This window comes from Tepidimonas ignava (genome assembly GCF_004342625.1).
GTDB classification, from domain to species: Bacteria; Pseudomonadota; Gammaproteobacteria; order Burkholderiales; family Burkholderiaceae_C; genus Tepidimonas; species Tepidimonas ignava.
On the sequence record NZ_SMAH01000004.1, the window covers coordinates 141,452 to 154,868 of the forward strand.

A 13,417-nucleotide genomic window follows, 5' to 3' on the forward strand; every position below is an offset into this window, starting at 1 on the left:
GCCGCTCACGCCCGACGTCGATGGCGGCCAGGGCTGGCCAGGGGCCATCCGAGGCGACGTTGGCACCGTCTGGGGCTGCGAAGGTGGATGCTTGGGCGGTTGTCACGTGGGGCGAGGTTGATGCTCGCCCCCCCGCGCAGGGGCGCAACAGGGCACTTGCCTGATAGTGCCGCACGAATCGTATAATATCGTGCACTACAGGAGCTCCACGATGGCCATCGCTGCACATCCGCCCGCCACCGTCAAGGTCGTTGGTGCCAACGGTCAGATTTCGCTGGGCAAGCGATATGCGGGCCGCCAGGTGCTGGTGGAAGAGTACGAGCCTGGTGTGTGGTTGGTGCGCACCGCCACGGTGGTTCCCGACAACGAGCGCTGGCTGCACGAACCCAAGGCAGCGGCCGATCTGCAAGCGGCCATCGCGTGGTCGTTGGACCATGCCGCATCGGACAGCGACATCGAAGACACGCTGCAGCGGCTCGGCCATGGCCAGCGGTGAAGCCAAGGTCAGGCTTGACCTGAACAACCCGGTGTTTCAGGACAACCTGCTCGCGCTGCAAAAGCCCGAGCGCCACGCGGCGCTGGACACGCTGCGCAAGATTCGACAGCTGAGTTGGAACCAGCTGTACCGTGACCCGGGCCTGAAATGGGAAAAAATCACCAGCGTCAAGCCGCCGCCAGGCATTGAGGCGATTTACTCGCTGCGCATCACCCGGTCACGTCGGGCAACAGCGTACCGGGATGGGGATTTCATTCGTTTTTTGACGATCGCAACGGACCACGATGCCACCTACGGCAAGAAGTGAGCGGCCTTGCTGCGCAAGCGGTGTTGACATCCAAATCCCCCGGCAGCGGGTGCTGACCGGGGGCATCATCCACACAGGCGCCATCCCACGCCTTGCTCGCACCCGCAGGGTGTGGGTTGGTCACCACCGTTGACCTTGCAGGCTCAGGCAGCAGCTTGCGCTGGCTGCCCGGCTTGTTGCCCTACGCACCAACGCGCAGCGTCGTTGATGGCCGTCTTTTAGGTGAACTGCAGCCAGGGGGCCTCGCCGTCGTCGTGCGCCTGCGGCTGTGGGCTTGCCAAGGGCGCCGCAGGGGCTGCAGCAGCGGGTGGGCTGACAAGAGCGCCTGCGGCGCTGCCGGCGCTGACAGACCTTGGCCAACGCCACAACGGCGGGGTCCAACCGCTTGCGCTCGCGCGGGTCGCTGAGCCGCACCTGACGCAGCAGGTCCCAGCAGGTGGCCGCGCCCTTGGGGATGCCGTAAAACTCAATGCCACGTATGCCCCAGGTGCTGCGGTGCGCGCGCACCCGGGCGGCGGGGCCCGAGTCGATGAGCGTGTCGTCCTGTTCACCGCACAGCTCGGTTGGCCCCGCCGCATCACCACCCGAGACCGCCTCGCTGTGCGCGGCGTGTGGCGGCTCACCGGGCTTGCCCTGCCGTGGTCGCATGCTCACCCCGCACGCCTTGGCCACGTACTTCATCACGTAGCTGGCAAAGCTGGCCACCAGCCCTGCCGTGCCAGCCGTTGGGGGTGCGCCGAGGTCGAGCTGGCACTGCGCACCGCGGCGAGCGTTGCGATGGTGCTGGCCCCGTTGGAACAGCTCAAGGCTGTCGTACTGCCGGATGCGAAACTGCAGTTTGCCCCGGCGCACCCCGACAACCTCGCGCAGGCGCAAGCCCGCGGGAAACTGGGTCAGGATGGCGTGGCCGATGCGCTGCAGTTCGTCGTCGCCCTTGAAGAAGAAGGCGCAGTGCCAATGCGGGGTGCCGTCTTGCATGGGCTCTTCGGTGCGCACGCCGCTCAGCACAATGCCGTGCTTGCGCAGCTGCATGCGCAGCCGGTGCCATCGGGTGGCGATTTCGCGGTGGCCGGCATCGGGGGTTTGGCCGTTCCAGCGGTGCCCAGCGTTGTGGTGTTGGGGCCGGGCGTGCCAGGCGCTGGGCAGCGTGATCGTGAGCATGGCCCAGCGCAGGCCGGCTTCGGCGGCCAAGGTTTCGATGCCTTTGAGGATGGCGTAGTAGCGCGCCCCGAGCTGGCGGGTGCGCTCCAGCACCGGTTGCAGGGACTGGATGTGGCCGCTGGCGCTGTCGTAGATGACGCTGTGCATGGCAAAGTGTCGAGCGCGCGCTTGGCTTTCGCGGTACCACGCCAGTGCCGTGTCGCTGGCGTAGCGCTGGCCATCGTGGCCGATGCAGCCCTGCACGAGCAGCGCGCTTTCCTGGGCTTGGCGCAATTTGCGCGCCCCGGCGCGGCGCCACCAACGCGGATCGACGCTCTTCAAAAAGGCTTCTTCGGGTGTTTGGCCGTGGGGCTGCAGGTTCCATGCGGCGTCGCGCAGCACGACGCCGGCTTGGGCGCACATGAGCGCTTGGCGCTGGGCCCAGGCGTGCAGCTCGGCGCGGCCCCAGGCGAGCCGTTGTTGCGACTCGTCTGCCGGGGTCAACAGTGCATCGAGGTCTAACTCATCGTCATCGATGCCGAGGGAATGGTGTTCAGCGTGTTCATGCGTCATCCTCCGTATAGCGAATCGCTTGCGCGAAGCGGCTACACGCAGGCACGCAAAGCCTTGGGCCACATCCGCGGGGCGCTGCAGCGGCCCCGATAGGCTGGGCCATGACCTCAACGCCCCGGGCAGGCCACGGCGTGCTCAGCGCTTGTGCGGCGCGCCAAACGACGCGGTGGGCATCAAGGGGGAGCTGGGCGCTGTGGGTCAACCCGCAACCGCTGCGTGTTGCGGCAGGGCAACCACACGCACGGGGCTGGGTGGGCTTGGTTGGCAACGATCACCGGGCACAGGCGCCACGCGAAATCGACGCGACGCTCTTGGGGCGTGAGCGGTTTGCCGAGCTCGAACTGGCCGACGATGTCCGGCTGCAGGATGGTCTGGTGTTTGAGGAGCGGCATCGCTGGCGATGATCGCGGTGCGCGGGCTGCACGCCAGCGACCGGCTGCGCGGCAAGCCAAGAATGGCCCCCCACGTGGCTTATGGGGATTTTTCACCAGCACAGTGGCCGTGCGGTAGGCGCGGCGTTGGCTGGTATCCGGTTCGTCGAACAATCCCGATCCTTGCTTGGCAGCAACCAGCCAGGCCGGGGCGTCGAAGATGGCGTGGCCCAGTTCGTGGGCGAAGGTGGAAAGCGCCAGCTCGGGCGTGAGTTGCTCGCCAACGGGTGAGACCAGCACGGACACGGCGTCTTCGCCGCAGTCCGGATCAAACTCGCACAGGCCCAGCACGGGCAGGCCATCTTCATCGGTAACGGGATGATCCAGGCTGACCCACAGCTGGTACGGCAGACCGTTGATGGTCAGATCGGAGATGGCCGCCAATTGCTCCAGCGTCAGCGCATCCGCGCCAGGCGGCAAAAGCTGTGCTCTGGCCTCGCGGGCCACGGTCTCGATGGCGGACTTTTTCAGGTATCGAGGCTTGCGAAGAGAACAATGGTCATACCGCAGGGAAAGCGCTGGCATTCGTCACCGCCTTAACCCAGGTTTTTGCGATACAAGCGCACGACGGTGCTGACGTCCTTCTGCATATCCGGCGGCAGCCGGCTGGCCTCGATGAAAGCTTCGTCGGGGTTAAGTCCCAAGGCCTCAGCGGCCTTGGTGATTAGCTCGTCCTTGGGCGGCTTCTCCAGCTCGCGCTCGATGCGCGACCAGTAAGCCGGCGAGATACCCAGGCTGCGGGCGAATTCGTTCATCGGCACATTGGCCTGCTCGCGTTTTTCTCGGATGAAGGTGCCGAAGCCCATGATCGTTAACCGTTGCGTGATGGATTAACGGCGATTGTAGGGAAGGTGAAGGTCTGCCGTCAACTGTCTTGTTAACGGTCAATCACAAAACCAGTCGATGCCTGTTATTGGTTTCGTCTACCAAGAACACCGACCGATCCTGAACAACAAAGCGAACCTCCAGTTGTTTGCTATCCACTTCTTTTTGAAGCGAGTATAGCAAGCGCGTGACATACAAGGCTTTCATGACTGCCTTCGTGGATTGACCGCTCGTGGTGTAACCACCACCTGGCCCAACGAAAAATTTGCCGTCAATCTCCGCTGCCGAGTTGACCTGATTCTTGCGTAACAGATGAATCTCGGAGCTCGTTGGCGAATGACTGATCTCAATCAGGCTTCTTATCTTCGCGTGATCAATCAACTCAGGCCAATTGGCATTGACGATTTCGAGCAACTGTTTATTCGAAAAGTTTTTATGGTCAAAAATTCCAATCAGGTAGAAGTGGCCGGTATCTTCTCTATGCGTCGCAAACAGTACATCACCCGTTCGGCGAATTCTTGGTCGGCCATTTTTAACAATCTCGAACTCGACACCAAGGTGATAGTGTTGGATGCCCCAGTCGTTGAACAGCGCATCCTGCTTATCTGCGAATATCGCATCGTGTAGCCAAGGGCGTAGATCTTCACCTGCCTCTGCTGCAGAAACAAGTTTTTCCAGTCCTGCAGAAATATTAGCATTCAAACTTTGCTTACGGAGATGGTCGGATTTACAGACGATCCACTTCCTGATGCCGGGGACACGGTCTCGGAGATTGACGAATTGAACGAGTGCTTGCAGCAGATCGGTATGGCTACCGTTACTGCCGGCAATTTCGCCAATCAGGGCGTTCACTTTTTCAAGCAAGAGGCTTTTAAGATCATGGCTCACAGGCCACCTCCAACACATCAGTCATCACCCCCCACCAACAGCACATTCATCTCCGCCATGCCAGCAGCAGGCACACCCGTCACTGTGATCACGGCTTTTTCCTCCTGCGGCTTGCCCAGGTGCAGGTAGGCGCCGTCGCCCATCGGCGCCAGCCGATGGATTCGGCTTCGATGGCGGCGAGTTCGGTTTTTAGCTCGTCCGCATCGTTTATCCCGGCAACACCTTCTGATTGATTTCTGCTTCCAACTGCCGCAGTCGTTCCACGATGGTCTCGAATGCCAGGGTGTCGCCGTAGAACATCTGTGCCGCCAGCATCGCCTGGTAGTCCTGACGCAAGGCATCCAGCAGTGGCTTATCTGGAATCAGCTGCAAGCCGCCCGTTGTGCACTGGTCGTAGTGACTGAAACCGCTGCGGTAGAAAGTTTCCTTGATTCGCAGTACGTCGCGCAGCAGGTCGGTGTCTTGCAGAGCCTGTTGACCGACCTCGTGATCAGCCAGCCGCGCCAGGTCGTACCAATGGCGAGACAGTCTCTCGGCACTGGGTCTCAGGCTCGGGCGATGGCACTCAACGTGAATCAGCGTGGCCTTCTCCCAGAAGGTGCGCGCCGCAGACAACACTGACACCTGAGCGGTCGGCAAGGCGAGGTCAGGGACGTGCTCGGCAATATCCGGTGAAATAGCCAACGTGCTCTGTGGCAAGGTCGAGTTGCGACCGCCAAATTCGATCAGGATGCTCGGACGCACATAGCTGTCGGTGTTTTCTACCGCGCTGGGGTAGAACACCCACAACTTCTCAGCGTCATCGCTGACCTCGATGCTGGTGGGCTGCGTGGGAAGCACCGTGGCAAGTGCTGCCTGTAATGCCGGCGTCAACTCGTCGATGACGTGCGTCGTGAGTGCCGCCTTCAATGGATCCGACAACTTGCTGCGCTGGCTGTTCATCCGACAACTTGCTGCGCTGGCTGTTGCTGGTCATCGATTCCAGCTCGGGGGCGTCGGCCACCAGGCTGCGGTAATCGACGGTGACGTCGATGTCCTCGGAGAAACGGTCAATCGCCTTGTAGACCTTGGACAGCGAGGTGCCACCCTTGAAAGCCATGGGCTTGCGGCAAGGCAGCTGAAACAGTATGTCGAGCACCTGCCACAGCCAGATGTCTTTTTCGAGGATTTCGGCCCGGCGTCCCACCACGGGTGCCAGGCTCTGGAGTAAATCGGCTTGATCGCTGGCGGACAGGTCGAAGTAGTGTTCGCGGGGGATGTCAGCCATGCGCCACCGTGCCTTCCTCATACCGGCGAAGGGCTTCGACCATCCAAGCCGGCATCGAGGACTTGGCACTGCGCAAGGCCTCGAATTCCACCTGCGGCAGCTTGGCGGCAATACGCTCGAACGTGGCCGGCGTGACTTGTCGACGACCAAGGTACCAGAGCGCGGATAACGCTTGGCCCGCTGGGCGACCTGCCAGTGCGAGCTTGCGCGCTGCCACGTGCTGCAATCGCACTTGCAGCTTACCCATCCGCACGGTGTGAGACGAGCCGGTGGTGTAGAAGACCGGCTGGGCCGGCACCTGGGTGCTGAAACCAAAACGACGAGCGGCCTCGGCCCCGTGCACTTCGATGGAGGCACCTTCGGTGGCAGCCACCGTTTGCGCCACTGTTTCTGGCGAAGGCATGGTCTTTAGGCCAAAACGGCTGGTCTTGGGGATGGTGTAAATGCCACGGCCGAGGCGCTCGATGAACCCTTCCTTGATCAGACGCATCAAGGTCTGATCAATGGACGCGCGCGAGCCCAACCCCGCAAACAGGGCTGGAGTGAAAGGAACTCCAGCAGGTTGGGCCGCGATGCGCTCGCGGATGGCTTGTGATGTGCTCATGGTTGCCTCCATGTTAGATAATCTACCAAAATATCTAACATCTCACAAGGCGCAAGTTATAGACAAAAAACCGCCCAGTTTATCCTGCGCGCCTTTTTGCTCGGAAAGAGGATTCGTGATGTGGATAGGGTTATCCCTGCTGGTCTTCGCCATCGGGGTTCTTGTGGGAAGACTCAGCGTGCGCCGCTACCGGCATGATCGCGTTGCCTGGGCGCAGCGGCGGTTGCAGTTGAAGGTGCTGTCGCTCGAACTCAAGAGCCTGCGCAGCAAGGTGGGATAGTATTTTCTTACCGATCGTCAAACAGACGTTGCCTGCCATGGGCATCCAGACCAAGACCCCGCGCAAACTCGTGCGCCGGAAGTGGCTGGGCGGGCTCCACGCCAGCGACCGCTGGGCCGCGTCATTCTCGACTGACAAGTTGGCGAGTCGCGGTCATCGGTGCCGACAGCCGAGGCTTGACCACGCCCGCAATTCCATCATTTCTGAACATTGAGCACACCTTCACCGAACGGAAGGTGTGGCTGTGCTTGCCGGGAACAAAATCAGGGCCAGAAGCCGACTGCGCAGCAAAGCAGAAAGACGCAAAAAGCGGCCTATCGGATTTTTTCTTCAGCACAGTTCAGAGAGCTTGTTGATCGCGTCCGATTCCGCATGGCTGCCTACGGGTAAGCTGCCTCACCTCACAGACACCACCTACACCGCCTCATGCAGCCGCTCACCCCTCAAATTTTGGCAAGCGTGCAGAAACTGAATCAATAAGTTGCCTGGCATCTCCAACGGTCTTGATGCCCTGTGCAGCTATTAAATCCTGTTCAGTTATCACTTCACCATATTTCTGGTTGTAGATCGCGACTGCAGTAACGACCGCCGCTCTAGCCACCTCATTGATTGGACTGGTAGCGGCATTGTTGAAGCACGCCTGGTTGGCAATCCAGCGACCCATATCAAAATCGGCTTCCTGTAAGGCTCGACGAACGAATGCTTCGTCTTTAATTCCACGGTCCATACAAACCTCCTGAACTTACGATCAAAACTAAAAAACCCCGCCCCTCGGGGAGGGACGGGGTTTAAGGCTGTCACCTCAAGCACCTACCCGAGGGCGGGTGCTTGTCTCCGGGGGAGATTAGGCGATAAGGAACGCGGCTTCGGTGATGGTGGTAACACCAGTCAGTTCGATAACGGTGTCAACCGTACCGCTGTTATCGAAGTCGATGTACAGCTTGCCAGTGCTGGAATCAAGAGCGATATTGACAGCGGTGAGGGTTGTATCGGTTGCAGCGTTCTGGATGAACGTCTGAGCGTCAGCTGCGTTGTTCACAACCAGCAGTTCGAGCTTGGTCGGAGTAGCAGCAGTCAGGTCGATGACATCACCAGTCCACTTGGCTGAGTCTGCGGCCTTAGCGCCATCGGCGTTGGCAGCATTGTTTGTACCTTGGCCGTAGGTATTGGCAACGAAATCGGTGATCTTGTCGGTTTTGGCAAGGGTCGAGTCCGTCGCGGTAGCGATAACAAACTTGTCATTGCCAGCGCCACCGGTCAGCACATCAGCGCCAGCGCCACCAGTGATCGTGTCATTGCCAGCGCCACCGGTCAGCACATCAGCGCCAGCGCCACCAGTGATCGTGTCGTTGCCAGCACCACCGGAAATGGTGTCAGCGTTTCCAGAACCCAAGAGCGTGTCATCACCAGAACCACCCGTGATGGTGATTGCAGCAGCAGTACCGTCAGTCTTTGCCGCGCTGACGTCGATGTCTACAGCAGCAGTTGCAGTAGAAGCATTGACGGTCGCCAGATTGATTTGGGTCACCACGGATGCAAAAACGACTTTTTGATCACCAGAGATATTCAAGTTGACCAGATCATCATCGGTTAGGCTAAGCGTATACTTTGCGCTGTCGGCTCCGTCAGTCGCAACATCGGTGGCCAGTTTGTAAGCGCCATTGAAGTTGACGGTCTCAATGCCAGAAGTATCAAGCGTCAGAGTAATCGCCTGGTCAGCGTCGTCAGCCGCGTTATTAGAAGTCGCAGCGACGGTCGCATTAGCCTTGACCGTGATGGCGTCAGACGAACCGCTGTCGTCAGTCAGCGCCAGCGTCAGGGCACCATTATTAGCGCTCAAATCACCCAGCAAGGTGACCGAGCTATTTGCACCGATCTTGGAGATGGTTGCGGTTTCGGCGGCTACAACGCCATTATCCAGGATGACATTAGTCAGACCCGTGAGCGTATTGACCTTGACATCGCTCCCATCTACCAGAGCGTCGGTGATCTCGAGCGTTTCAAAACCGGAGATCAGGGCCTTCTGAGCAGAGGTGAAACCACCGATGGTGTCGAAGATCGTGTAGCCCGTTGCCAGGATGTCGATGCCGTCGCCGCCCTTGAGTGTCGCGCCGGCAGTCGGAGCGATAGCCAAGTTCAGGGTGTCGTTGCCATCACCGAGGTCAACCACGGAAGTGGCTGCGAAACCAGAGTCCGCAACGGTAACGCTATCGTTGCCTGCGCCAGTGCTCACGGAGGTGACCTTAGCGCCAACAACGGTCAGCGTGTCGTTACCAGAACCGAGGTTAGCCGTCAGGCTATTGGTGAGCGAACCGGTGTTGTCGTAAGTCACACCACCAGTGTTGTCGGTAGCAGTCAGGGTCTTCAGATCAGCAGTGGTACCGGTCAGATCGACAGCGCCAGCTCCAGTCACGGTCAGGGTGACTACCTTATTGCCAGTCACCGCAACTGCCGAGTCTGCCGACGCGGCGATGGACACAGCGGTCACGGTGGTGTCGGCATCATTAATCGTCACTTTTTTGCCGCTCTCGGTTCCGTCGACAGACACCGAAATGCTAGCCAGCTTGGCACCAGCGGCATTAACAGTGACATCACCGACAGCGGAGGTCACTGCGAAGGAACCAGTCGTTTGGTTTGCACCAAAGTTTGCAGTCAGAACCGTGCTATCAGCAACAGCATCCAGGTTGATGGCTTGAGCCGTAATACCGTTAATGGTGACAGCCGTGTCGTTCGTCTGCGACAGAGTAATCGAGTCAGAGAAGGCTGCAGCATTGATGGGGTTGTCACCATTCACCGTGCCAGCACCAACCAGCACCAGCCTTTCCACGTTCGTGATCGTGCCGGTGATGGTGTTTACTCCCCCGGTGTTCTCGATCTTCAGGGTGTCGATGCCAGCGCCACCGTCGATCTTGTCGAGGGCGTTGGTGGTGGGGATCTGCTTGGTGCCATCAGCAGACAGACCGGTGCTGGCGTTGATGGTGTCGTTGCCCGAGGTACCCGTCAGATTGTCCGTACCAGTAGTGAGCAAAACAGCCAGCCACCCGCAAGCCTTCGACAGATCAAAGGCTTAGGCCGACACCCGTGGGCTGCCCGCGCCTTCTCATACCACGCTCATACCACCTGCGGCCCTATGCCGCCAATGCCGCGCCTGGCCAAAGTTTTCTTTGGCAGATCAAAGGGTTAGCGCCGAATTTCTGCTCTGCTGGTGATGCTTGGCCAGCTCGTCATACCGAGCTCATACCAACCTCTGACCCGCATCACCAGCGCTTGGGCTCAAAACCTTCGGGCACCGTCAGATCGAAGATTTCATCGTGGATGGTTGCAGTCATGAGGCCCAAGCTCTGCGCTTCCTCGGCCACCCCAGGCTGCCACTCCACCCCCGCCAGAATGCCAATGCGTGCCTTGCCAGCAAGCTCCGGCATCAGCTCGGGCAGCTGCTCAAGCTGCCTGATAAGCTGCTCGATGGCTGCTCGTTCTACCCGGCTTTTGACCTCCACGATGATAGCCAGGTTGATCTCGCCGTTGGCCCAGGCCAGCACGTCGTATTCCTGCTCGCGCTTGCCCCGGCGCACCCGGTGGCGCGGCGAGATGTTTTCCATGCCGAAGCGCTCGGTCAGGATGCGCTCCAATGAGGGCAGCGCCAGCCCCTCGGTGAAGTAGCCAAACTTGTTGCCGAGCCCGCCAATCTCCTTGCCGAGCTTTTCAAGCTGCTGGTCGATGCGGTCATCGGCATCGCGCAGCGCACGGATGAGCTCGTCGGTTTCACGCAAACGGCGGTCGGTCTCCTTGCTGGAGTCGCGCAGCTCGCGGATGAGCTCATCGGTTTCACGCAAGCGCCTGTCAGTCTCCTTGCTGGACTCAGCCAAGGAGGCAATCATCGCTTTGAGGTCATCCCAGGAGATGTCAGCGGCGGTGGTCATGGTTCTGGTTGGCTTGCACTGGGCTGGATCGGGGCAAACAGTCTAGCACCCAAGCCCGCTGCCTGTCTTGGCCCGGCTATGGCAGTATGGCTCAGGCACACAGGAGGCCATGCGCATGCCAAGGGTAAGCCTCACCCAGGACTTCCTCAACCGCCTGCCCGAGCTCGTTCCGCCTTCCGGCGCAGCGCACTTCTTCGATGCCGAGATCAAGGGCTTCGTGCTGGAGCTGCGCGCCTCGGGCGGGGCCACCTTCTACTTCCGCTACCGGCACCAGGGCAAGGTGCGCTTTGAGCGCATCGGCCGCCTCGATGAGATGCCCCTGGCGGATGCCCGCGCCAAGGCTTACCAGATGCGCGCCCTGCTCGATGCAGGCGGCGACCCCGGGCTTGAGAAGCGGCGCTTTGACGATCCGCCCACGCTGCAAGCCTTCGTCGAGGAACGCTATCTGCCCTACGCCCGCCAGCGCAAGCGCAGCTGGGCCACCGACGCCACCATGCTCAGGCACCATATTCTGCCGGCCTTTGGCGCTTGGCGCATGGATCGCATCCGCCGCGCCGATGTCATCGCCTGGCACCAGCGCCTCAAAGAGCAGGGCTACGCCGCGGGCACCTGCAACCGGGCGCTGGTGCTTCTGAAGTTCATCTACAACTGCGCCATCCGCTGGGAGGTCTTGCCCAAGGATGCCAACCCTTGCGTGGGCGTGGAGCTCTTCGAGGATCACGGCGCGCGCGAGCGCTATCTTTCCGCTGAGGAAGCGCAGCGTCTGCTGGCGGTGATCGAGAAGAACCGCAACACCCAGGTCGGCCAGATCATCCAGCTCTTGCTCTACACCGGCGCCAGAAAGCGCGAGCTGCTCGATGCCCGCTGGGAGGAAATCGACTTCGAGCGGCGCATCCTCACCATCCCGGCTAGCCGCAGCAAGTCCAAGAAGACCCACGTGGTGCCGCTCTCCGATGCGGCGCTCTCTATCCTGCGCCAGATCCGCGCCGCCCGGCAGGAGGATTGCCCCTGGGTCTTCGTCAACCCCGCCACGGGCAAGCCGCCCGTGTCTATCTTCTACGCCTGGGACTCCATCCGCAAGCAGGCAGGATTGCCCGAGGTGCGGCTGCACGACCTGCGCCACAGCTTTGCCTCCTTCCTCATCAACGCGGGCAGGAGCCTCTTCGAAGTGCAAAAGCTCCTGGGCCACTACGACCCCAAGGTGACGATGCGCTATGCGCATCTGTCGCCGCAGGCGATGCTGGAAGCGGTCAACGTGGTGGGCAGGGCCGTGCAGCGCCCTTCAAACGCCCAAGCCCCCGGCCCTGCCGGCGCTGGGCCAGCAGAACCGGGGGCGTGAGGCAAAGGCGTAGCAAGGTCTCTGGCTCGCCACGCATGGCCGAGCCTGGGCTGATCGCGGCCTAAGCTACCTTGCCACCCCCTTGAATTTCTCCACCGTCCGCATGCCGGCGATGCCGAGCATGCCGGTGAGGATGACCCAGAGCGCTTCGGCGTCGAGGATCGGCGGCGGCTGCAGGCTGGCCGGTATCCATCCGGCCCCTTGCATCGCGGCCCAGGCCCAGGTGAGCATCGGGTAGAGCAGGAACTGGTAGCCGAGCGCCGCCGCGCCGATCCAGCCGATCGCCGGCCGCCAGCCGGCCACGAAGAGGCTGGCATGCTGCGCTTCCGTCCGGTTGATCTCCTGCTGGCCTTTGATGAGCTCGGCTTCGAGCTTCGCGGCTTCGAGCCCGAGCTTTTGCAGTTCAATCTCGGCTTCGAGCCTCTCCTTGTCCGAGGTGTGCAGGCTGTCGATGAGGCCGGCGACCGTCGAGACGATGCCGCCAAGGGCAAGCGCAGGCAGCGGCATCAGGCGGCCTCCTTCAATGTCCGGTTGATCCAGCCGAGCAGAAACTTCGCCTGGCTGCGATCCCGCCGCACGAGCTCGGCATAGCGCGCGATCTTGGCAAGCGCATAGCGCGCGATGAAGAGCGCTTCATCCGCCTCATTGAGCGCGGCAAGCGTCTTGGGGCCAAGCTTGCCATCGGGCGTGAGGCCGCCGAGCACGGCCTGCGCCAGCACGACGGCGGTTTTGACGCCGGCGTTGACGGCAAAATCGAACAGGGTCTGCGCGATGGCCTGCGAGCGGATCGCCTCGCCCTGCAGCGGCCGCCAGAAATGCTCGCGGTAGAACTCCCGCACCGCTTCGGCCTCCGGCTCGCGGCCGGCGTCGATCTCGCGCCAGCCGCGCCAGTCGGGGTGCCTGTTCCGCGCGATGCCGGCGTAGGTCTGCCCGCCGCGGTCGCCTGGAACGTCGTGGAGGACGTAGCCGCCCTCGTTTTGGATCATGCGCTCGAAAGCTGGGAGGAAGTCAGCCATTTTTCCCATCTCCTTCATGATCGCGATGCCCAAACCTCGCCTGCGCCCAGCGCTCCAGTTGAAATATCGCGCGGCTGCCCATGTGGCCGGAGATGCCCACCAGGGCGGCCGTGATCAATGGCTTGAACTGCGCCGCCTCGCACAGCCAGAAGGTGATGAGCCCCGCGAAAGCGCTGGTGGCAAGCTCCCCGATGAGCTCAAAGAGGTTGGCAAAGCTTGACTCGCCGGCTTTGACGCGGCGGTAAAAGCTCACCAGGCCGCCCCAGGCGGCCAGCCCCGTGACCCACAGGTAGGTGATGAGGCCATAGGCGGTGGGGTCTTTGTCGTGCAT

18 protein-coding genes are annotated in these 13,417 nt (G+C 61.3%); 4 read left to right on the plus strand and 14 right to left on the minus strand.

Annotation, left to right across the window (positions count from 1 at the left end):
- Positions 1 to 211: 211 nt before the first annotated feature.
- The gene (locus tag EDC36_RS04480; RefSeq protein ID WP_132962045.1) at positions 212 to 496 is read left to right on the plus strand and encodes a hypothetical protein; all 285 of its coding nucleotides are present in this window, start codon (positions 212 to 214) and stop codon (positions 494 to 496) included.
- The gene (locus EDC36_RS04485; RefSeq protein WP_132962046.1) at positions 483 to 803 is read left to right on the plus strand and encodes a hypothetical protein; all 321 of its coding nucleotides are present in this window, start codon (positions 483 to 485) and stop codon (positions 801 to 803) included. The genes EDC36_RS04480 and EDC36_RS04485 overlap by 14 nt, the downstream gene beginning before the upstream one ends.
- A 120-nt stretch (positions 804 to 923) precedes the next feature.
- Here EDC36_RS04485 and EDC36_RS04490 read toward each other — a convergent pair whose 3' ends face one another.
- The 8 genes from EDC36_RS04490 to EDC36_RS04515 all read right to left on the minus strand — a co-directional run bounded on the left by EDC36_RS04490 (position 924) and on the right by EDC36_RS04515 (position 6,531).
- Complete coding sequence (locus EDC36_RS04490) at positions 924 to 2,447, minus strand: replication endonuclease (RefSeq protein ID WP_165902808.1); 1,524 nt, start codon at positions 2,445 to 2,447, stop codon at positions 924 to 926.
- Between the two features lie 242 nt (positions 2,448 to 2,689).
- A complete protein-coding gene (locus EDC36_RS04495; RefSeq protein ID WP_132962048.1) occupies positions 2,690 to 3,472 on the minus strand; it encodes a hypothetical protein in 783 nt (260 codons plus the stop codon).
- 11 nt (positions 3,473 to 3,483) lie between these two features.
- Positions 3,484 to 3,753 (minus strand): helix-turn-helix domain-containing protein, encoded by a 270-nt coding sequence (locus EDC36_RS04500; protein WP_132962049.1) that lies wholly within the window; start codon positions 3,751 to 3,753, stop codon positions 3,484 to 3,486.
- 82 nt (positions 3,754 to 3,835) lie between these two features.
- On the minus strand, positions 3,836 to 4,660 hold the full coding sequence (locus EDC36_RS04505) for a hypothetical protein (protein ID WP_132962050.1): 825 nt from the start codon (positions 4,658 to 4,660) through the stop codon (positions 3,836 to 3,838).
- A 17-nt stretch (positions 4,661 to 4,677) separates the two neighbouring features.
- Positions 4,678 to 4,803 (minus strand): hypothetical protein, encoded by a 126-nt coding sequence (locus tag EDC36_RS13460; protein ID WP_260680257.1) that lies wholly within the window; start codon positions 4,801 to 4,803, stop codon positions 4,678 to 4,680.
- A gap of 64 nt (positions 4,804 to 4,867) precedes the next feature.
- Positions 4,868 to 5,500 (minus strand): nucleotidyl transferase AbiEii/AbiGii toxin family protein, encoded by a 633-nt coding sequence (locus EDC36_RS04510; protein WP_341539529.1) that lies wholly within the window; start codon positions 5,498 to 5,500, stop codon positions 4,868 to 4,870.
- A complete protein-coding gene (locus EDC36_RS13350) occupies positions 5,460 to 5,927 on the minus strand; it encodes a nucleotidyl transferase AbiEii/AbiGii toxin family protein (protein WP_243646470.1) in 468 nt (155 codons plus the stop codon). The genes EDC36_RS04510 and EDC36_RS13350 overlap by 41 nt, the downstream gene beginning before the upstream one ends.
- Positions 5,920 to 6,531: a DUF6088 family protein gene (locus EDC36_RS04515; RefSeq protein WP_132962051.1), complete on the minus strand. Its 612-nt coding sequence runs from the start codon at positions 6,529 to 6,531 to the stop codon at positions 5,920 to 5,922. Before EDC36_RS04515 ends, EDC36_RS13350 begins: the two co-directional genes overlap by 8 nt.
- On the opposite strand from EDC36_RS04515, the gene EDC36_RS13235 reads away from it, so the two are divergent.
- A complete protein-coding gene (locus EDC36_RS13235) occupies positions 6,530 to 6,811 on the plus strand; it encodes a hypothetical protein (protein ID WP_207895041.1) in 282 nt (93 codons plus the stop codon). The genes EDC36_RS04515 and EDC36_RS13235 overlap by 2 nt on opposite strands.
- Before the next feature lie 436 nt (positions 6,812 to 7,247).
- Here the strand turns inward: EDC36_RS13235 and EDC36_RS04525 are convergent, their stop codons facing one another.
- The 3 genes from EDC36_RS04525 to EDC36_RS04535 all read right to left on the minus strand — a co-directional run bounded on the left by EDC36_RS04525 (position 7,248) and on the right by EDC36_RS04535 (position 10,731).
- Positions 7,248 to 7,538, minus strand: a complete 291-nt coding sequence (locus EDC36_RS04525) for a hypothetical protein (RefSeq protein WP_132962052.1) — start codon at positions 7,536 to 7,538, stop codon at positions 7,248 to 7,250.
- 117 nt (positions 7,539 to 7,655) lie between these two features.
- Positions 7,656 to 9,839: a beta strand repeat-containing protein gene (locus tag EDC36_RS04530; protein WP_132962053.1), complete on the minus strand. Its 2,184-nt coding sequence runs from the start codon at positions 9,837 to 9,839 to the stop codon at positions 7,656 to 7,658.
- Between the two features lie 229 nt (positions 9,840 to 10,068).
- Positions 10,069 to 10,731, minus strand: a complete 663-nt coding sequence (locus EDC36_RS04535) for a DUF3782 domain-containing protein (RefSeq protein ID WP_132962054.1) — start codon at positions 10,729 to 10,731, stop codon at positions 10,069 to 10,071.
- 115 nt (positions 10,732 to 10,846) lie between these two features.
- Between EDC36_RS04535 and EDC36_RS04540 the strand changes: the two genes are divergently transcribed.
- Positions 10,847 to 12,070 carry a site-specific integrase gene (locus EDC36_RS04540; protein WP_165902809.1) on the plus strand — a complete coding sequence of 408 codons (1,224 nt, stop codon included), beginning with the start codon at positions 10,847 to 10,849 and terminating at the stop codon, positions 12,068 to 12,070.
- Positions 12,071 to 12,136: 66 nt separating this feature from the next.
- Here the strand turns inward: EDC36_RS04540 and EDC36_RS04545 are convergent, their stop codons facing one another.
- The 3 genes from EDC36_RS04545 to EDC36_RS04555 are packed head-to-tail and all read right to left on the minus strand — an operon-like array spanning position 12,137 to position 13,417.
- Positions 12,137 to 12,577, minus strand: a complete 441-nt coding sequence (locus EDC36_RS04545) for a holin family protein (RefSeq protein WP_132962056.1) — start codon at positions 12,575 to 12,577, stop codon at positions 12,137 to 12,139.
- Positions 12,577 to 13,086, minus strand: a complete 510-nt coding sequence (locus tag EDC36_RS04550; RefSeq protein ID WP_165902810.1) for a glycoside hydrolase family 108 protein — start codon at positions 13,084 to 13,086, stop codon at positions 12,577 to 12,579. Before EDC36_RS04550 ends, EDC36_RS04545 begins: the two co-directional genes overlap by 1 nt.
- Positions 13,079 to 13,417 carry a phage holin family protein gene (locus EDC36_RS04555; RefSeq protein WP_132962058.1) on the minus strand — a complete coding sequence of 113 codons (339 nt, stop codon included), beginning with the start codon at positions 13,415 to 13,417 and terminating at the stop codon, positions 13,079 to 13,081. The genes EDC36_RS04550 and EDC36_RS04555 overlap by 8 nt, the downstream gene beginning before the upstream one ends.